This is a genomic window from Rhodococcus sp. LB1, assembly GCF_001583455.1.
Classification (GTDB): domain Bacteria; phylum Actinomycetota; class Actinomycetes; order Mycobacteriales; family Mycobacteriaceae; genus Rhodococcus_F; species Rhodococcus_F opacus.
The window spans coordinates 17020-35272 of the sequence record NZ_LTCZ01000057.1 but is presented as its reverse complement, the minus strand read 5'-3'; the positions used below and the strand labels follow the sequence as shown (position 1 = coordinate 35272).

The 18253-nt window shown below is 67.0% G+C and carries 16 protein-coding genes and 1 pseudogene; 7 read left to right on the top strand and 10 right to left on the bottom strand.

Translation table 11 applies throughout. The features are described 5' to 3' along the window. Positions 1 to 6: 6 nt before the first annotated feature. From AZG88_RS10850 to hypA, 4 genes and pseudogenes are all read right to left on the bottom strand, one after another. Complete coding sequence (locus AZG88_RS10850; protein ID WP_005258616.1) at positions 7 to 1800, bottom strand: nickel-dependent hydrogenase large subunit; 1794 nt, start codon at positions 1798 to 1800, stop codon at positions 7 to 9. A 57-nt stretch (positions 1801 to 1857) separates the two neighbouring features. Beyond that, complete coding sequence (locus tag AZG88_RS10845; protein ID WP_005244678.1) at positions 1858 to 2913, bottom strand: hydrogenase expression protein HypE; 1056 nt, start codon at positions 2911 to 2913, stop codon at positions 1858 to 1860. 160 nt (positions 2914 to 3073) lie between these two features. Next, positions 3074 to 3861, bottom strand: a pseudogene (gene hypB, locus AZG88_RS10840) (hydrogenase nickel incorporation protein HypB). 5 nt (positions 3862 to 3866) lie between these two features. Beyond that, positions 3867 to 4196, bottom strand: a complete 330-nt coding sequence (hypA, locus tag AZG88_RS10835) for a hydrogenase maturation nickel metallochaperone HypA (protein ID WP_005244680.1) — start codon at positions 4194 to 4196, stop codon at positions 3867 to 3869. Positions 4197 to 4311: 115 nt separating this feature from the next. Here hypA and AZG88_RS10830 point away from each other — a divergent pair, with 115 nt between their 5' ends. Beyond that, on the top strand, positions 4312 to 5574 hold the full coding sequence (locus tag AZG88_RS10830; protein WP_061697674.1) for an ATP-binding protein: 1263 nt from the start codon (positions 4312 to 4314) through the stop codon (positions 5572 to 5574). 39 nt (positions 5575 to 5613) lie between these two features. Here AZG88_RS10830 and AZG88_RS10825 read toward each other — a convergent pair whose 3' ends face one another. The 4 genes from AZG88_RS10825 to AZG88_RS10810 all read right to left on the bottom strand — a co-directional run bounded on the left by AZG88_RS10825 (position 5614) and on the right by AZG88_RS10810 (position 9499). After that, on the bottom strand, positions 5614 to 6762 hold the full coding sequence (locus AZG88_RS10825) for an acetyl-CoA C-acetyltransferase (RefSeq protein WP_061697673.1): 1149 nt from the start codon (positions 6760 to 6762) through the stop codon (positions 5614 to 5616). A 13-nt stretch (positions 6763 to 6775) separates the two neighbouring features. Then, complete coding sequence (locus AZG88_RS10820) at positions 6776 to 7390, bottom strand: TetR/AcrR family transcriptional regulator (RefSeq protein ID WP_061042321.1); 615 nt, start codon at positions 7388 to 7390, stop codon at positions 6776 to 6778. Positions 7391 to 7481: 91 nt separating this feature from the next. Further along, positions 7482 to 8282, bottom strand: coding sequence for an SDR family oxidoreductase (locus AZG88_RS10815; protein WP_005244684.1), 801 nt, complete (start codon positions 8280 to 8282; stop codon positions 7482 to 7484). Then, on the bottom strand, positions 8279 to 9499 hold the full coding sequence (locus tag AZG88_RS10810; RefSeq protein WP_061697672.1) for an acyl-CoA dehydrogenase family protein: 1221 nt from the start codon (positions 9497 to 9499) through the stop codon (positions 8279 to 8281). The genes AZG88_RS10815 and AZG88_RS10810 overlap by 4 nt, the downstream gene beginning before the upstream one ends. Before the next feature lie 48 nt (positions 9500 to 9547). Between AZG88_RS10810 and fadD3 the strand changes: the two genes are divergently transcribed. Genes fadD3 through AZG88_RS10785 form a run of 5 tightly spaced genes read left to right on the top strand, consistent with a single transcriptional unit; the run spans position 9548 to position 15136 of the window. Further along, positions 9548 to 11095, top strand: a complete 1548-nt coding sequence (gene fadD3 / locus AZG88_RS10805; protein WP_061697671.1) for a 3-[(3aS,4S,7aS)-7a-methyl-1,5-dioxo-octahydro-1H-inden-4-yl]propanoyl:CoA ligase — start codon at positions 9548 to 9550, stop codon at positions 11093 to 11095. Further along, entirely contained in the window at positions 11092 to 11964 is an 873-nt protein-coding gene (locus tag AZG88_RS10800) for an enoyl-CoA hydratase (RefSeq protein ID WP_005254492.1), read from the top strand. Before fadD3 ends, AZG88_RS10800 begins: the two co-directional genes overlap by 4 nt. After that, the gene (locus AZG88_RS10795; protein WP_061697670.1) at positions 11965 to 13125 is read left to right on the top strand and encodes an acyl-CoA dehydrogenase family protein; all 1161 of its coding nucleotides are present in this window, start codon (positions 11965 to 11967) and stop codon (positions 13123 to 13125) included. After that, complete coding sequence (locus AZG88_RS10790) at positions 13122 to 14090, top strand: acyl-CoA dehydrogenase family protein (RefSeq protein ID WP_061697669.1); 969 nt, start codon at positions 13122 to 13124, stop codon at positions 14088 to 14090. Before AZG88_RS10795 ends, AZG88_RS10790 begins: the two co-directional genes overlap by 4 nt. Continuing rightward, positions 14087 to 15136, top strand: coding sequence for an acyl-CoA dehydrogenase family protein (locus tag AZG88_RS10785; protein ID WP_061697668.1), 1050 nt, complete (start codon positions 14087 to 14089; stop codon positions 15134 to 15136). Before AZG88_RS10790 ends, AZG88_RS10785 begins: the two co-directional genes overlap by 4 nt. A 51-nt stretch (positions 15137 to 15187) precedes the next feature. On the opposite strand, the gene AZG88_RS10780 is transcribed toward AZG88_RS10785, so the two are convergent. Further along, on the bottom strand, positions 15188 to 16000 hold the full coding sequence (locus AZG88_RS10780) for an HAD family hydrolase (RefSeq protein WP_061697667.1): 813 nt from the start codon (positions 15998 to 16000) through the stop codon (positions 15188 to 15190). 66 nt (positions 16001 to 16066) lie between these two features. Between AZG88_RS10780 and AZG88_RS10775 the strand changes: the two genes are divergently transcribed. Further along, positions 16067 to 16948 carry an aldo/keto reductase gene (locus tag AZG88_RS10775; RefSeq protein WP_025431798.1) on the top strand — a complete coding sequence of 294 codons (882 nt, stop codon included), beginning with the start codon at positions 16067 to 16069 and terminating at the stop codon, positions 16946 to 16948. 66 nt (positions 16949 to 17014) lie between these two features. Here the strand turns inward: AZG88_RS10775 and AZG88_RS10770 are convergent, their stop codons facing one another. After that, a complete protein-coding gene (locus tag AZG88_RS10770; protein WP_061697666.1) occupies positions 17015 to 18190 on the bottom strand; it encodes a cytochrome P450 in 1176 nt (391 codons plus the stop codon). Positions 18191 to 18253: the final 63 nt, after the last annotated feature.

Here is an 18253-nt window from a genome sequence, read left to right as displayed (position 1 = left end):
ACCCCGTCACTCGCCGGTCACGGACTGGGTGGGCGAATGCAGCTTCTCCAGCGTCTTCCCCTCACCGAGATACATGTGCACACCGCAGGGCAGGCAGGGATCGAAACTGCGGACGGTCCGCATGATGTCGATGCCCTTGAAGTGCTCCCGGTCGTTCTCCTCGAAGATCGGCTGACCCTGCACCGCATCCTCGTACGGCCCCGGTGTCCCGAAGCTGTCGCGGGGGTTGGCGTTCCACGGCGTCGGCGGATACGGGTGATAGTTCGCGATCTTGCCGTCGCGAATCACCATGTGGTGCGACAGGACTCCGCGCACCGCCTCCGTGAAGCCGCAGCCGATTCCCTCGTCGGGGACCTCGAACTTCTCCCACGTCTTCGTGTGCCCGGCCCGGATCTCGGCGAGCGCCTTCTCCGCGAAGTGCAGCGCACACGCCGCCGCGTACGCCTGGAAGTAGGTCCGCGCCCGGTCACGCTCGATGGTGTTGCTGCCGTACTGCGGGATCTTCCATTCGAACTCGACCGGGCCCTTCAGCGCGGTCTTCGGCAGGTTGATCTTCACGCTGTGACCGGTCGACTGCACGTACCCGATGTCGACGAGGCCCGCGAGGGCGGTACTCCAGAGCCGGGCCAGCGGCCCGCCGCCGGTGTCCAGCGCGAGGTGGTCGGTGCCGTCGAACCACCGCGGCGACATCACCCAGCTGTACTTGTCCTCCATGTCGCGTTTCTGCGGGTGCGGGTTGGTGTGCTGGTTCCACGGGTGCCTGCGGTCGACCGGGTTCCCGAGCGGATCGTTCTTCACGAACATCTCCTGGTCGGTCCAGTCGTCGTAATACGAACTGCCCAGCAGGATTCGGATGCCCAGATTGATGTCGACGAGGGACGTCGTGATCAGTTTGCCGTCCACCACGATGCCGGGCGTGACGAACATGGCCCGTCCCCACTTCTCCATGTCCTTGTAGGAGAAGTTGCACACCGCGGGATCCTGGAAGGACCCCCAGCAGCCGAGGAGAGTCCGGCGCAGGCCGACCTTCTCGTAGCCGGGCATGGCCTCGTAGAAGAAGTCGAACAGGTCGTCGTGCATGGGGACGACCTTCTTCATGAACTCCACGTAGCGCATCAGACGCGTCGTGTAGTCGGTCATCAACTGGATCGTCGCGACCGTGCCCACACCACCCGGATACAGGGTGGACGGATGGACGTGCCGACCTTCCATGAGGCAGAACATCTCTCGCGTCCACCGACTGACCTGCAACGCCTCCCGATAGAACTCACCGGTGAACGGGTTGAGCGAACGCATGATATCGGCGATGGTCTTGTAGCCGTGCTCACCGGCGTGCGGCGCCTCGGTCTTCTCGGCCTGCGCGAGCACCCCCGGATTGGTCTCGGAGACCATCTTCTCGCAGAAGTCCACACCGACGAGGTTCTCCTGAAAGATGTTGTGGTCGAACATGTATTCCGCGGCCTCGCCGAGGTTGACGATCCACTCGCCGATGTGCGGCGGCTGCACGCCGTAGGCCATGTTCTGGGTATAACACGAACACGTCGCATGGTTGTCACCACAGATACCGCAGATGCGGCTCGTGATGAAGTGGGCGTCGCGCGGGTCCTTACCCTTCATGAAGATCGAATAGCCGCGGAAGATCGACGAGGTGCTGTGGCACTCCACGACTTCCTTCTGCTTGAAGTCGATCTTCGTGTAGATGCCCAGGCTGCCCACGATGCGCGTAATCGGATCCCACGCCATCTCGACCAGGCCGTCGGATTCCGACTTGTGCGAAGGTTCCGGAATGATCGTTGTCATCGACGTACCTCTCAGTGTTCGAGGCCGGCGGACTACCGCCCGAGACCCCGAGCGGGACTACCAGGTGCGTGTGGCGCCCGTGGTCAGTTTCGTACCGCGACTGCGCCAGTGCGGCTCTTTGTCCAAGGTGGTCTTGGTGATCTTGCGGAGACTCCGAATGGCGGATCCGTACAGTCCGGACGCCGCGGTGGAGATCTTGCCGCCCGGGGGTTCGTCCATGAACGGCATGAACTTGTCCGGGAAGCCAGGCATCGTGCACCCGATGCAGATACCGCCCACATTCGGGCACCCACCGACACCGTTGATCCAGCCCCGCTTCGGGACGTTGCACTTGACGACGGGGCCCCAGCACCCCAGCTTCACGATGCACTTGGGTGAGCCGTACTCGGTGGCGAAATCACCCTGCTCGTAGTAGCCGGCGCGGTCGCAGCCCTCGTGCACCGTGGCACCGAACAGCCATTGCGGGCGCAAAGCGTCGTCGAGCGGGATCATGGGCGCCTGCTCGGTGGCCATGTAGAGGAGATACGTCAGAGTCTCCGACAGATTGTCCGGTTGGATCGGGCAGCCGGGAACGCAGACGATCGGGATGCCCGCCTTCGACTTCCAATCCCAGCCGAGATAGTCGGGAACACCCATCGCACCGGTCGGATTACCCGCCATCGCGTGAATACCGCCGTACGTGGCGCACGTCCCGGCCGCGACGATCGCCGTCGCCTTCGGAGCGAGACGATCGAGCCATTCACTCGTCGTCACCGGCTGACCGGTCTCGGGATTGTTGCCGAAACCGCACCAGTAACCCTCGTCGTGAAGTTGCTCGTTCGGGATCGAACCCTCCACCACCAGGACGAACGGTTCGAGCTCGCCGCGATCCGCCTTCCAGAACCACTCCAGGAAGTCGTCGGCGCCGCCCTCGGGGCCGTTCTCGAAGTCGATCAGCGGCCAGTGAACGGCCACTTTGGGCAGGCCCGGCAGGGCTCCCAGAGCAATCTCCTCGACACTGGGCTGCGTCGCAGCCGTCAAGGCCACCGAATCGCCGTCGCAACTGAGTCCCGCATTGATCCACAGCACGTGAATCAGGGTGTCCTCGGCGTTGATTGCTTCCTGTGTCGGCATATCAGGTCGCTTTCCGGAGTGAACACAACTCCTGTCGCCACCGGAGTCGACCGTCGGCCCACCTGCGTGGCGCTGATATTTATTTAGCTCCGCCGCCGAGCGGATGTCAACGGTCCTCGGCGCGTCGCACCGCGCGGCTCCGCCCGGTCGTGTAGGGGCGTCATTGCTTCGCAATCCAGTCGTACCACTGCGCAATGCCCTGGCCCGTCGTCGCCGACAACGTGATCATCTGCAGGTCGGGGTTCACGGACCGGGCGTATTTCGTGCAGAGATCGACGTCGAAGTCCACGTACGGCAACAGGTCCGCCTTGTTCACGATCACCAGGTTCGCCGCCGCGAACATGTGCGGATACTTGAGCGGCTTGTCCGTCCCCTCGGTCACCGAGATCACCACCACCCTGCTCTTCTCACCGAGATCGAACAGTGCCGGACAGACGAGGTTCCCCACGTTCTCGATGAACAGCAGCGAGTTCGGCTCGGGGTCGAGAGCGGTCAGCGCGTCCCGCATCATCTCGGCGTCGAGATGACACCCGGCACCCGTGTTCACCTGCACCACAGCACATCCCGTCGCCTTGATTCGGTTCGCGTCGAGCATCGTCTCCTGATCACCCTCCACCACCGAGACGCGCCGCTGCCCACCGATGTCGGCGATGGTGCGTTCGAGCAGCGTCGTCTTCCCCGACCCCGGCGAACTCATCACGTTCAGCGCGAGCACCCCACGTCCGGCCAGCCAGCCCCGGTTGCGCTCCGCCGTGAGGTCGTTCTTCGCCAGTACCTTCTGCTCGAGGGTCACCGTCTCGGTCGCGTGCTCGTGGGGGTGTTCGTGAGTGTGGGGGTGGCCGTGGTCGTGCGGGTGGTCGCGTGCGGGTGCTCGTGGTCGTGCGGGTGCTCGTGGGGCACCGTGATCCTGGTTCCGGTCTCGTCTCCGCATCCACAGGTGGCACACATTTGCGTCAGCTCACTTCCATCGAGAGGATTCGTAGTTCCCGACCCGACGTGACCTCCACGTCCGCACTTCCGCACGGGCACAGCAACACCAGGTCCGTGAGCGCGAAATCCTCGCCGCACTCACGGCAGTGCGCACCGCCCGGGGTGTGGTCGATGTCGAGACGGGCACCGTGCGCGACGGTCCCTTCGGTGACCAGTTCGAAACAGAACTGCATCGAATCGGCGACCACGGCCGTCAACGCCCCCACCTGTACGCGCACACTGTGGACCGTCCGTCCCGCGGCGGTCTCGCAGACGGCGTCGACGACGCTCTGGGTGATTGCCAACTCGTGCATCACGGCCCCGTTCAGGACTCGTCACCTGTGGATTCGAGCGTAGCGCTTCCCGCCCGTGAGTACTTATTAACCGCCCGCGGTTAATANNTTCCGCCATCCACTTCAGGGAGGGCGCATGGACGCCTGGACCATCCGAGACTTCGAACCGGAGGATCTCGAGGCTGTCGTGCGCATGGATAGCAGTTCCACCACCACGGACCAGCTGCCCCTGTTCGCGCTCTCGGACGTGGTCGGGAGTCTGCTGAATCGTCACCCCGCGGTCGTCGCGACGAGGGACGGGCACATCATCGGGACGGCGGTCGCTCGCGTCGACGAGGACCGCGCCTGGGTCATGCGGATCTCCCTCGATCCCGAATGGCGTGGGCAAGGGCTCGGCAGCGCCCTGTTGTCGCAGCTCGAGCACCGGCTCCTCGCCAGAGGAGTCCGGCGGGTGACCGCCCTCCTCCCCGAAGGGGAGACCGGTGCGACGGCGTTGACCAATTCGGGATTCACGGCCCGCACCGGAGTCACGTACTACGAGAAGCTCGGGACGGTGTCGCCCCGCACGGCCGGGCTTCTGGCGACGCTCGGCGGTGCGGTGCCGACCGCCGGACTGTGGAAACAGGTCGCCGGCATGACGCGGGAGAAGTCGCTGATCGAACGCAAGATCGTGCTCCCGCTGTCCCGGCCGGCGCTGGCCGCCGACCACGGGGTGGCAGCACCGCGCGCGGTGGTGCTGTTCGGCCCGCCGGGAACCGGGAAGACGACGTTCGCGCGTGCCATCGCCAGCCGGCTCGGCTGGCCGTTCGTCGAACTGTTCCCCTCGCGGCTCGCGGCCGCCGAGAGCGGTCTCGCCGCCGGCCTCGGGGAGGCGTTCGCGTCGATGGGCGAACTCGAGCACGTCGTCGTCTTCATCGACGAGGTGGAGGAGGTTGCGGCGCGGCGCCGGCCCGGGTCGCAGTCCGTCGGGGTGGTGAACGAACTGCTGAAGTCGATCGTCAACTTCCGTGAACGCGGCGGGCGGCTACTGGTGTGCGCCACCAATTCCGTTCGAGCACTGGATAATGCGTTCCTTCGACACGGACGTTTCGACTACGTGCTGCCGATCGGCGCGCCGGACGCGGAGGCCCGTCACGCCCTGTGGGAGCGCTATCTCGGCAACGAGCAGGTCGACGTGTCCGCCCTCGTCGCCGCGACCGAGGGCTACACGCCCGCCGATGTCGCGCACGCGGCACGGACCGTGGCGCAGGCGACCTTCGAGTGCAGCGTCGATTCGGGTGGACGCTGCCATGCCGGCACCCAGGACTATCTGGACGTGATCGACACGGTGCGTCCCACCCTCACCGCCGAGATGATGCAGGCGTTCACGGAGGACATCGCCGGTCATGCCCGCACCTGACCTGTGAGTACTTGTTAACCGCCCGCGGTTAACAAGTACTCACAGGCGTTCGATGATGGTGGCGTTGGCTGTGCCGCCGCCCTCGCAGATGGTCTGCAGACCGTAGCGGCCGCCGGTGCGCTCGAGTTCGTTGAGGAGTGTGGCCATCAGCTTCGTGCCGGTCGCGCCGAGTGGGTGGCCGAGGGCGATCGCGCCGCCGTTGACATTGACCTTCGCCGGATCGGCGCCGATCTCCTTGATCCATGCGAGGACGACCGGCGCGAAGGCCTCGTTGATCTCGATCAGGTCGATGTCGTCGATGCCCAGGCCCGTCTTCTCCAGCGCGTAGCGCGTGGCCGGGATCGGCGCGCTGAGCATGAAGATCGGGTCGGCGCCGCGGGCGCTCAGGTGGTGGATGCGGGCCCGGGAGGTCAGGCCGTACCTCTCGACCGCTTCCGGTGAGGCCAGCAGCACCGCGCTCGCGCCGTCGGAGATCTGGCTCGCGACCGCGGCCGTGAGACGTCCCCCGTCGGTGAGGGTCTTCAGCGCCGCCATCTTCTCGAGGCTGGTCTCGCGGGGACCCTCGTCCGTCGTCACGTCACCGAACGGGACGATCTCACGGTCGAAGCGACCTTCGGCGATGGCCGTCCGCGCCCGCTCGTGGCTCTGCAGCGCCCAGCGCTCGAGTTCCTCGCGGCTGATGTCCCACTTGTCCGCGATCAGTTCGGCGCCGTTGAACTGCGACACCTCCTGGTCGCCGTAGCGTTCCGTCCAGCCCGTCGATCCGCCGAACGGGGTGTCGAATCCGTACTGCTGACCGACCACCATCGCCGATGCGATCGGGATCTGGCTCATGTTCTGCACACCGCCGGCGACGATCAGGTCGGCGGTGCCGCTCAGGATCGCCTGCGCACCGAAGTGCACGGCCTGCTGACTGGACCCGCACTGCCGGTCGACGGTGACCCCCGGGACCTCTTCCGGGTAGCCGGCAGCCAGCCACGCGGTGCGGGCGATGTTGCCCGCCTGCCCGCCGATCGCGTCGACGCAACCGAAGACGACGTCGTCGACACCGGCCGGGTCGATGCCCGTGCGCTCGACGAGGGCCTTGATGACGTGCGCACCCAGGTCGGCGGGATGCACGCCGGACAGGCCGCCGTTCTTCTTGCCGATCGGTGTGCGGACGGCGTCGACGATGTAGGCCTCGGTCATGTGAAACTCCTAGTCAGTGATGGGGACTCGCAAGTCCGTCGAGGACGATCGAGAGGTATTGCTTGGCCACGGTGTCGACCGTGACCGAGCCACCGGGCCGGTACCAGCGGACGGCGACCCAGGCGGTGTCGCGGAGGAATCGGAAGGCGAGCTCGACGTCGATGTCGGACCGGAAGCTGCCGTCCTTCACACCCGCGTCGAGCACACCCATCCACAGCTCGCGGAATTCGGTGTTCAGTTCGGACAGGTACTCGAAACGCTCGTTGGCGACGAGGTGCTTCACCTCGTCCTGGTAGATCGCGACCGCGGAATGCGACGCGTCGATCGCCTCATACGACGTGGTGACCAGTGCTTCGAGGGTCGCGCGGCTGTCGAGTCCGGACGCGACGATCTCGCGGTACTTGCCGAACAGGTCGTCGAGGAAGCCCCGTAGGATCTCGTCGACCATCGACTCCTTCGAGTCGAAGTGGTGGTACAGGCTGCCCGACAGGATGCCCGCGGCGTCGGCGATGTCGCGGACGGTGGTGGCCCGCAGGCCGCGTTCGGCGAACAGGGTGGCCGCGATGTCGAGGAGTTCGGTCCGGCGTCCGGACTTGCCGGACGTGTCGTCGGCGGGGGGTGGCGTCATCGTCACATCCTATCAACCAAGCGCTTGTTAGGGCCTTTGGCCCCGTGCGCGGTTAAGGAGTCCAGACACTCGTTAACCACGCACAGGGCGGCTACGCCCTCTGCGACGAGATCGACACGACCTCACCGGTGAGGTAGGTGGTGTAGTCGCTGGCGAGCATGGCGATGGTGGCGGCGATTTCCCACACCTCGGCGGCGCGGCCGAACGCCTCGTCGGACGCCAGCTTGTCGAGGAGTTCCTCGCTGGTCACCTTCGCGAGGAAGGCGTGCCGCGCGATGGACGGCGCGACGGCGTTGATCCGGACGCCGTACTCGGCGGCCTCGATCGCGCTGCACCGGGTCAGCGCCATGACGCCGGCCTTCGCGGCCGCGTAGTGCGCCTGCGAGTGCTGCGCCCGCCACCCGAGGACGGACGCGTTGTTGACCAGTACTCCGTTGTGCTCGACCCCCTTGAAGTAGCGCAGCGCGGCGCGGGTGGCCCGGAACGTTCCGTTCAGCGTGATGTCGAGGACGCGGTCCCACTCCTCGTCCGTCATGTCGACGAGCGGGGTCTCGCCGCCGAGTCCGGCGTTGTTGACGAGCACGTCGATCCGACCCAGCGCGTCGGCGGCCCCGGAGATCAACGCGTCCACCTGTTCCGTACTGGACACGTCACACGTCAGCGCCTCGACCGCCTGCCCGGGGAACTCGGCGGCCAGTTTCTCCTTGGTCTCGAGGAGGCGACGCTCGTGCCAGTCGGACACCAGCACGTCGGCGCCCTCGAGCAGGGCGCGGCGCGCGGACGCGAATCCGATGCCGGTGCCCGCCGCGGCGGTGACGACGACCTTCTTGCCTTTCAACAGGTCGTGGCCCGGAGTCTCGACGGGCGCGGCGGCGAGCGGAGTAGTAGTCATGAACGGGCCTCTCGGGGAAGTCCGAGCACGCGCTCGGAGATGATGTTGCGCTGGATCTCGTTGGATCCGCCGTAGATGGTGTCGGCGCGGGTGAACAGGAACAGTCGCTGCCACTCGCCCAGTTCCAGATGTTCCGGGTCCGTGACGTCGGACGACGGATCGGCCGGGGCGAGCAGCGACGCCGCGCCCTGCACGTCCATGGCCAGCTGACCGAGGTCTCGATGCCAGTTGGCCCACAACAGCTTCGCGACGGACGCCTCCGCGCCGGAGGTCCCGGCGTCGACCGCTTCCAGGGTGCGCAGGGCGTGCGCCCGCATCACCCGCAGTCCGACCCACGCGCGGGAGATCTTCTCGCGGATGTTCGGGTCGGTCGCCGCACCGTTGGCCTTCGCGAGGTCGACGACGCCCTGCAGTTCGCGGGCGAAACCGATCTGCTGCCCGAGCGTGGACACGCCGCGCTCGAACGTCAGCAGACCCATCGCGACCCGCCAGCCGTCGCCGGGCTCCCCGACCACCAGATCCGCGTCCGTGACGGCGTCGTCGAAGAACACCTCGTTGAACTCGGACGTGCCGGTCAACTGCTGGATGGGCCGGACCGTGACGCCGGGCTGGTCGAGCGGGACGAGCAGGAAGCTCAGGCCCCGGTGCCGCTTGGATCCCGGTTCGGTGCGGCAGAGGACGAACGCCCACTGGGCGACGTGCGCGAGGGACGTCCAGACCTTCTGCCCGTTGATCACCCACTTGTCGCCGTCGCGGCGCGCGGTGGTGGCGACGTTGGCGAGGTCGGAACCGGCGCCCGGTTCGGAGTAGCCCTGTGCCCACAGTTCGGTCACGGTGTTGATCCCGGGAAGGAAGCGGCGCTTCTGCTCCTCGGTGCCGAACGCGATGAGCGTCGGCCCGAGCAGTTCCTCGCCGACGTGGCTGACCCGCGCCGGCGCCCCCGACTTCGCGTACTCCTGATGGAACACCACCTGTTGTGCCAGCGTGGCTCCGCGCCCGCCGTGCTCCTTCGGCCAGCCGAGGCACGTCCATCCCGCCGCGGCGAGATGACGGTCCCAGGCGAGCCGTTCCTCGAAGAACTCGTGCTCGCTGCCGGGGCCGCCTTTGCCTTTCAGCCGGGCGAAGTCGCCGGTGAGGTTGTCGTTCAGCCACGTCCTGACGGTTTGCGCAAAGTCGTCGTCGGTGATCAGCCCGTCCGGGCTCTCGCTCTGGTCCACGTCTGTAAGATAACCTACCAAGCACTTGCTAGGTAGGTAGGGAGCCCAGTGACCGAACAACCGACAACCACCCCGTCCGCCCTGAAACGGGCCGCACGCGAATTCGGCGAGCTCACAGCCGTGGCGGACGGCGACGTCCGTCTGACCTTCACACAACTGCACGACCGTGTCCGCGATTTCGCCGCAGCACTCAACTCACAGGACGTGCGACCCGGCGATCACGTCGCGGTGTGGTCGCCCAACACGTATCACTGGGTGGTCGCGGCGCTCGGCATCCACTACGCCGGCGCGACCCTCGTCCCGATCAACACCCGGTACACGGCCACCGAGGCCCTCGACATTCTCGAGCGCACCAAGACCACCGCACTGGTGGTCGCGGGCAACTTCCTCGGCACCGACCGGTACGCGTTGCTGCGCGACGAGTCGAGCACCCTCGACCTGCCGACCGTCGTCCGGGTTCCGGTCGACGGCGGCGACGCCGAGGTGCCCGGCGTCTTCGACTTCGACGACTTCCTCGCCCTCGCCGACGAGGACACGCGCGCCGAGGCCGACGCCCGCGCGGCCGCCGTCTCCCCCGACGACGTCTCCGACGTCATGTTCACGTCGGGCACGACGGGCCGCAGCAAGGGCGTGATGAGTGCGCACCGGCAGTCGGTGGGCATCGCGCAGGCGTGGGGCGAGTGCGCCGAGGTGACCTCCGACGACAACTACCTGATCATCAACCCGTTCTTCCACACCTTCGGGTACAAGGCCGGGTTCCTGGTGTGCCTGCTGAACGGGGCGACGGTGGTGCCGATGGCGGTGTTCGACGTGCCGAAGGTGATGGCGACCGTGCACGACGAGCAGATCACCGTGCTCCCCGGCGCCCCCACGATCTTCCAGTCGATCCTGGACCACCCGGACCGTCCGAAGTACGACCTGTCCAGCCTGCGGGTCGCGATCACGGGCGCGGCCGCGGTTCCGGTCGCACTGGTGGAACGGATGCAGTCGGAGCTGAGCTTCGACGCCGTCCTCACCGCCTACGGTCAGACGGAGGCGGTGGTGGTCACGATGTGCCGGACCGACGACGACCCGGTGACCGTGTCGACCACGTCGGGTCGCGCCATCCCCGGGATGGAGGTCCGGATCGGCGACCAGGGCGAGATCCTGGTGCGCGGCGAGAACGTGATGCTCGGTTATCTCGACGACCCCGAATCGACTGCCAAGACCATCGATGCGGACGGCTGGCTGCACACCGGCGACGTCGGGACCCTGGACCACCGCGGTTACGTGGACATCACCGACCGCCTCAAGGACATGTACATCTCCGGCGGTTTCAACGTGTATCCCGCTGAGGTGGAGAACGCTCTTGCCCGACTCGACGGCGTCGCGGAGTCTGCAGTCGTCGGTGTGCCCGACGAGCGGATGGGCGAGATCGGGCGGGCCTACGTGGTCGCCAAGGCGGGCGTCACGCTCGCCGAGGACGACGTGGTCGCGTTCTGCAAGGAGCGACTCGCCAATTTCAAGGTGCCCCGGTCGGTGCGCTTCGTGGACTCCCTCCCCCGGAACCCCTCCGGGAAGGTCATGAAAAACGTTCTGCGTGAGGAGAAGAAATGACGGTTCCGGACGAGGGTGACGTCGTCACCTACGAGGTGCGTGACGGTGTCGCATTCGTGACGCTCAACCGCCCCGACTACCGCAACGCCCAGAACTCGGTGATGACGTACGCCCTCGACGCCGCGTTCGAGCGGGCCGTCGAGGACGACGACGTGAAGGTGATCGTCCTTGCCGGCAACGGAAAGCACTTCAGCGCCGGGCACGACATCGGGACCCCGGGCCGGGACCATCACGTGCATTACGACAACAAGGCCGTGATGTGGTGGGACCACGTCGACAAGCCGGGTGGCGACCAGCGGTTCGCGCGCGAGATGGAGGTCTATCTCGGGATGTGCCGTCGCTGGCGCGAGATCCCGAAGCCGACCATCGCGATGATCCAGGGTGCCTGCATCGCCGGCGGTCTGATGCTGGCGTGGGTGTGCGACCTCATCGTGGCGTCGGACGACGCGTTCTTCTCCGATCCGGTCGTACGTATGGGCATTCCGGGGGTCGAGTACTTCGCGCATCCGTGGATGCTCGGACCGCGGTTCGCGAAGGAAATCCTCTTCACCGGCGACCGGTTCACCGCGCAGCGCGCCTACGAGGTGGGCATGGTCAACCGCGTCGTGCCGCGCGAGGACCTGGAGCAGGAGACGCTCGCGATCGCCGGACGCATCGCCGCCATGCCCCGGTTCGGTCTCGCGCTCACCAAGAAGGCCGTCAACCAGTGCGAGGACCAGATGGGCATGCGGAACGGTATGGACTCCGTCTTCGGTCTCCACCACTTCGCGCACGCGCACAACGCCGAGATCGACACCGATCCGCTCGGCGGCATGGATGCCAAGTCGATGGCGGCCAGTGCACGCAACTCGAACGAAGGGGCGAAGTAAGTGGATCTCGAGTTCGACGCCGCCACCGTCGCCTTCCGCGAGGAGGTGCGGACCTTCCTGCGCGACAACGTTCCCGCCGAACCGCTGCCGTCGATGGATACCGCGGAGGGTTTCGAGGCGCACCGCGAGTGGGAACGCACTCTCGCCGACGCCCGGCTGTCGGTGGTGTCGTGGCCGGAGGAACTGGGCGGACGGGACGCGTCGCTGCTGGAATGGGTGGTGTTCGAGGAGGAGTACTACCGCTCGGGTGCGCCCGGACGCGTCAGCCAGAACGGCATCTTCCTGCTCGCTCCGACACTGTTCGAGCATGCGAACGCCGAGCAGTTGGCCCGCATCATGCCGCGGATGGCCCGCGCCGACGACATCTGGGCGCAGGCCTGGTCGGAGCCGGAGTCGGGTAGCGACCTCGCGTCGCTCCGTTCCACCGCCGGGCGCGTCGACGGCGGCTGGGTGCTGAACGGGCAGAAGACGTGGAGTTCGCGGGCGAGCTTCGCGGACTGGGGTTTCGGGCTGTTCCGGTCCGACCCGGACGCCCAGCGACACAAGGGCATCACGTACTTCATGTTCGACCTGCGCTCGAAGGGTGTCACCGTGCGCCCGATCGATCAACTGGACGGCGAGCCCGGTTTCGCGGAGATTTTCCTCGAGGACGTGTTCGTCCCGGACGACCCTGCGAACCCCGGCGAGTCCGGAGTGATCGGCGGCGTGAACGAAGGCTGGCGCGTGGCGATGAGCACCGCGTCCAACGAACGCGGACTGTCGCTGCGCAGCCCGGGCCGTTTCCTCGCGACCGTCGACCGGCTCGTCGAACTGTTCCGGGACAGCGGACTCACCGACGACACGGCCCTGCGAAACAAGGTCGCCGACGCCTGGATCGGTGCCCGCGCCTACCAGCTGAATACGTTCGGCACCGTCACCCGGCTCGCCGATGGCGGGCAGCTGGGCGCCGAATCGTCGATCAACAAGGTGTTCTGGTCGGAATGGGACATCGCCACCCACGAGACCGCACTCGAACTGCAGGGCGCCTCGGCGGAGCTTGCGGACAACTGGATGGACGGCTACCTGTTCTCCCTGTCCGGTCCGATCTATGCCGGCACCAACGAGATTCAGAAGAACGTGATCGCCGAGCGGCTGCTCGGCCTACCGAAGGCGGATCGATGAGATTCACACTCGACTCCTCCCATCAGGACTTCGCGTCCAGCATCGACGCCCTGCTGTCGAAGTCGGACATGCCGGCGGCGATCCGGTCGTGGAACACCGGCGACACGGGTCCGGGCCTGAAGGTGTGGCAGCGCCTCGCCGAGACCGGAGTCAACGGACTGCTCATCGCGGACGAGCACGACGGACTGGGCGCCGACGCCGTCGACCTCGTCGTGGCCGTCGAACAACTCGGCCGCCATGCCGTTCCCGGCCCCGTGGCCGAGACCGTCGCGGTCGTGCCGGCCCTGCTCGCGCAGGTGGCTCCGGACCGGTTGGCGGCGTTGGCATCCGGTTCACTCGCCACGGCCGCGGCCGCGCCGCACGTGCCGTTCGCCGTGGATGCGGACTCGGCCGATCTGGTCGTGCTCGTCGACGGTGCGACGGTGAGCCTCGGGCAGGCCGGGGCGGTGCAGAACTCGGTGGATCAGTCGCGACGGCTGTTCCCACTGACCGCCGGGGACGCCCTCGGCGACGTCGACTTCGGGCCCGCATTCGATCTCGGGGCGTTGGCCACCGCCGCCCAGTTGCAGGGACTCGGGCAGACCCTGCTCGACGTCACCACCGACTACGCCAAGCAGCGCAAGCAGTTCGGCAAGGTGATCGGACAGTTCCAGGCCGTCAAACATCACCTCGCCGAGGTCGCGGTCGGGCTGGAGATGTCGAGGCCGCTGCTGCACGGTGCGGCCATGGCGGTGCGGGACGAGTCCGCCGACAGTTCCCGGGACGTCGCGGCGGCGAAGGTCGCGTGCGGGGATGCCGCCTACCGGGCGGCGCGGGTGGCGCTGCAGGTGCACGGCGCCATCGGCTACACGCAGGAGCACGACCTCTCGCTGTGGCTCACCAAGGTCCGGGCACTGGTCACCGCTTGGGGCAACCCGGCGTTCCACCGCGGCCGCGTCGTCGATTCACTGGTGGGTGTGTCATGAGTTTCGACAACGTGGAGCGGGCCGCACTCAGGTCGTCGGTCCGGGATCTGCTGGGTAAGCATTCCGACTCGGCCGCCGTCCGCCGGGCGATCACCACCGACCACGGCTACGACGACGCGCTGTGGTCCAAGTTGTGCGAGCAGATCGGCGTCGCCGCCCTCGCCGTTCCGGAGAAGTACGACGGTGTCGGGGCGTCGCTGCTGGAAGTCCATGTGGTGCAAGAAGAGCTGGGCCGCACGATGACGCCGTCGCCGATGCTGGGCAGCGCGGTGCTGGCCGCGCAGGCGCTGGTGCTGTCGGGGGACGACGACGCGTGTGCCCGACTGCTGCCCGGCATCGCGGCGGGTTCGGTGGCCGCGCTGTGCTGGGCGGGTGCGGACGGCTGGTCCGGTTTCGGGGTCACCGCGTCGGGCGAGGCGCTGTCGGGGACGGCGTCGTATGTGCTCGGCGGTGACGTCGCGGACGTGCTGCTGGTTCTCACGTCCGAAGGCCTGTTCGAGGTGGACCCGGCGACGGACGGCGTCACGCGTCGTCGCGTCCCGGCGATGGACCCGACGCGTCCGCTGTCGGAGGTGACGTTCGACGGGGCCGCGGCGCGCAGGCTCGTCTCCCCCACCGACCTCGTCGACCAGGTGCGCACGGTCGCGCTGGTCGCGTTGTCGGCGGAACAGGTGGGCGCGGCGTCCGCGGCGCTGGAGCAGACGGTGGAGTACGCGAAGTCGCGCAAGCAGTTCGGCCGGGCAATCGGGTCGTTCCAGGCGCTCAAACACCGCATGGCCGACATGTACGCCCTCGTCGAGACGGCCCGGTCCATGTCGTACGCCGCGGCGCTGTCGGGGACGCACGAGGACGCGGTCATCGCGAAGGTGTACTGCTCGGAGGCGCTGCAGCACGTCGCGGCGGAGGCCGTCCAGCTGCACGGCGGCATCGCGATCACGTGGGAACACGACGCGCAGCTGTACTTCAAACGTGCACACGGGAGTGCACAGCTGTTCGGGCAGCCGCGCGAGTACCTGCCCGAACTCGCCTCGGCGGCCGGACTGTAGGCGGCTTCGCCGCCCGTGCGTGGTTAACGAGTCTCTGCACTCCTTAACCGCTCACGGGCGCAGCCCCTCCAGGTAGCTGGCGACCCCGTCTTCGTCGTTGCTGGGCAGGACGTGGTCGGCGAGGGCGAGGACTTCCGGCAGCGCGTTGGACGGGCAGAGTGCCGTGCCCGCCCACATCAGCATCGGGACGTCGTTGATGGCGTCCCCGGCCACGGCGACCTCCTCGGTCGAGATCCCGTCGACCGCACAGAGCTCCGCGAGTGCACTCGCCTTGGACACGCCGGACGCCGCCATCTCGACGTACGGCGCGCCGGAGTGCGTCAGTTCGACGCCGTCGACGCCGGCCGCCACCGCCGCCCGGTACAGCTCCGCGCTGGGAACCTCCGGGTGCCGGGCGACGATCTTCACCATCGGCTCGTCGATGCCGGGCAGCAGTTCCGACAACATCATCTCGTGCGGGTGCCGGTGGTGGTCGGCGAACTCGCACAACGCCGCGTACGCCGGTTCGGCGACGAAGCGCGTCGGGCCGATGTTCGCGAACACGACACCGGGCATCAACGTCCGCACCCGGTCCATCGCCGCCGCAGCCGACGCCATCGCGATGGTCGTCGTCGCCGTGATCACCGGGGTTCCGTCGGCCAGGTCGAGGACCACCGCCCCGTTCGCGCAGATCGCCTTGCCCCGGAATCCGCACGACTGCGCCAGCTCGTGCACCGAGTGCCGGGCGCGGGCCGTCGCCCACACAATCTCGACCCCCGACAGTCGCGCGTCCTCCATGGCCTGCGCGGTGCGAGGGGAGATCGTGCGGTCCGACCGCAGCAGGGTGCCGTCGAGGTCCGTCGCCAACAGCCGAATTTGCGTCACCTCCGCATGATGCCAGGCAGCGCATGTACCCCTCACGACCCCACCACAGTCGATAGCCTGGACAGCATGAGTCCTCGAGTACCCAGCATCGTGCTGAATTCCGGAACCATCCTCCCGCAGCTCGGCCTGGGAGTCTGGCAGGCGGACAACGACGAGACCGAACACGCCGTCGGGTTCGCCCTGGACGAGGCGGGCTACCGGCACATCGACACCGCCGCCGCATACGGCAACGAGGAAGGGGTGGGCCGTGGCATCGCGAACTCGGGAGTCGCCCGCGAAGACATCTTTCTCACCACCAAGTTGTGGAACGCCGATCAGGGCTACGAACCGGCGTTGAAGGCGTTCGACGCCAGCCTCGGACGTCTCGGCGTCGATTATGTCGACCTGTACCTGATCCATTGGCCGCTGCAGGACGACGACCGCATCCTCCGCACGTGGGATGCGCTGGAGAAGATCGCCGAGTCGGGTCGTGCGAAGGCGATCGGTGTGTGCAATTTCGAACCGCGTCACCTGCAGTTGCTGATCGACCGGGGCGGCGTCGTTCCGGCGGTCGATCAGGTGGAGTTGCACCCGCATCTGGCGCAGCAGGAGATCCGGACGTTCGCCGTCGACCACGGCATCGCCGTCGAATCGTGGAGCCCGCTCGGCGGCACCAGCAATTCGGGGTGGGGCGACAACTCGAAGCCGAACACGCTGCTCACGGATCCGATCATCACCCGCATCGGCGACCGGCACAGCAAGAGCCCGGCCCAGGTGCTGATCCGCTGGCATCTGCAGAGCGGGCTGATCGTCATTCCCAAGTCGGTCCACGAGTCGCGGATCCGCGAGAACATCGACGTGTTCGATTTCGAGCTCAGCGAGCAGGACCTCAGCGAGATCGAGACGATGGACGACGGCGTCCGCGTCGGAGCCCACCCGGACGAGTTGAACATCGGCGCACCGGAGTAGGCGCTTCGCGCCCGTGAGTGGTTGACGAGTCCAGAGACTCCTTAGCCACTCACGGGCACGGAGCGCCTAGAGCTTCACCGGCATCTCCTCGAGCCCCGACACGAAGTTGGCGGGACGACGCCGCAGTGGGCCGTCGTCGACGAGCACCATGTCCGGCAGCCGCGACAGCAGTTGCTCGAACATGATCTTCGCTTCGAGCCGGGCGAGTTGATTGCCGAGGCAGAAGTGGGTGCCGAAACCGAATGCGACGTGCGGGTTCGGCGACCGTTCGATGTCGAACACCTCGGGATGCTCGAACACCGCCTCGTCGAAGTTGGCGGATTCGAAGAGCAGCATCATCTTCTCGCCCTCGCGCAGGTCGGTTCCGAAGAATTCGACGTCGCGGGTGACGGTGCGGCACATGTTCTTGATCGGCGACGACCAGCGCAGCATTTCCTCGACCGCCGCCGGGATGCCGTCGGGGTCGTTCACGAGCCGCTGTTGCTGGTCGGGGTGCCGCATCAGTTGTTCCATGCCACCGCTGAGAACGTGCCGGGTGGTCTCGTCGCCGCCGATCAGGATCAGCAGGGTTTCGCCGACGATGTCCGGGTCGCTGAGCCGGTGACCGTCGATCTCGCTGTGCACGAGGATGCTGGTGAGGTCGTCCGTCGGATTCTGCCGCCGCTCCGCGATGGTGCGGAGCGTGAATTCGTTGAATGCCAGGTAGGCGTTGGCCTGTGCCTGGAGTTCCTCCTGGGTGGCGTTGCTGCCGAGGGCGTTCATCAGGTCGTCGGACCATTGCAGGAACGTGTCGCGTTCCTCGGGCCGCACGCCGAGCATGTCACCGACGACGGCCATGGGGAGCGGCGCCGCCAGATCGCGCACGAAGTCCACTTCGTCCTTGTCACACGCGGCGTCGATGAGGTGATCGCAGATCTCCCGGATCCGGTCGATCTTCGCTTCCACCTGCTTACGGGTGAAGCCGGCGTTGACGAGTCGGCGATGCTGCAGGTGCTGCGGGTCGTCCATGTCGATCATCTGCGGGAGCGGGCCCACCCCGGGCCGGATTCCGCCCGCGTTGGAGAACAACTCCGGATCGCGTTCGGCCGCCAGGACGGCCTCGTACGACGCGGCGCCGAGAATCCCGTCCGCGCGATACACCGGTTCGTGGGCGCGCATCCATGCGTAGGCCTGCCGCGGGTCGCCGAGCTCGCCCGAGTAGAACCGTCCGTCGATCAGATCGAATTTCGGCCTGTCCGTCATCGAGGTACTCCTCAGCATTGAATCCCGCCAATCGTGCCCTGATAATAGAACGTGTTCTTACTA

Coding starts and splice junctions, on each gene's coding strand:
- AZG88_RS10850 (WP_005258616.1), bottom strand. CDS start 1,800: ATGACAACGATCATTCCGGAACCTTCGCACAAGTCGGAATCCGACGGC.
- AZG88_RS10845 (WP_005244678.1), bottom strand. CDS start 2,913: ATGCCGACACAGGAAGCAATCAACGCCGAGGACACCCTGATTCACGTG.
- hypA (WP_005244680.1), bottom strand. CDS start 4,196: ATGCACGAGTTGGCAATCACCCAGAGCGTCGTCGACGCCGTCTGCGAG.
- AZG88_RS10830 (WP_061697674.1), top strand. CDS start 4,312: ATGGACGCCTGGACCATCCGAGACTTCGAACCGGAGGATCTCGAGGCT.
- AZG88_RS10825 (WP_061697673.1), bottom strand. CDS start 6,762: ATGACCGAGGCCTACATCGTCGACGCCGTCCGCACACCGATCGGCAAG.
- AZG88_RS10820 (WP_061042321.1), bottom strand. CDS start 7,390: ATGACGCCACCCCCCGCCGACGACACGTCCGGCAAGTCCGGACGCCGG.
- AZG88_RS10815 (WP_005244684.1), bottom strand. CDS start 8,282: ATGACTACTACTCCGCTCGCCGCCGCGCCCGTCGAGACTCCGGGCCAC.
- AZG88_RS10800 (WP_005254492.1), top strand. CDS start 11,092: ATGACGGTTCCGGACGAGGGTGACGTCGTCACCTACGAGGTGCGTGAC.
- AZG88_RS10790 (WP_061697669.1), top strand. CDS start 13,122: ATGAGATTCACACTCGACTCCTCCCATCAGGACTTCGCGTCCAGCATC.
- AZG88_RS10785 (WP_061697668.1), top strand. CDS start 14,087: ATGAGTTTCGACAACGTGGAGCGGGCCGCACTCAGGTCGTCGGTCCGG.
- AZG88_RS10775 (WP_025431798.1), top strand. CDS start 16,067: ATGAGTCCTCGAGTACCCAGCATCGTGCTGAATTCCGGAACCATCCTC.
- AZG88_RS10770 (WP_061697666.1), bottom strand. CDS start 18,190: ATGACGGACAGGCCGAAATTCGATCTGATCGACGGACGGTTCTACTCG.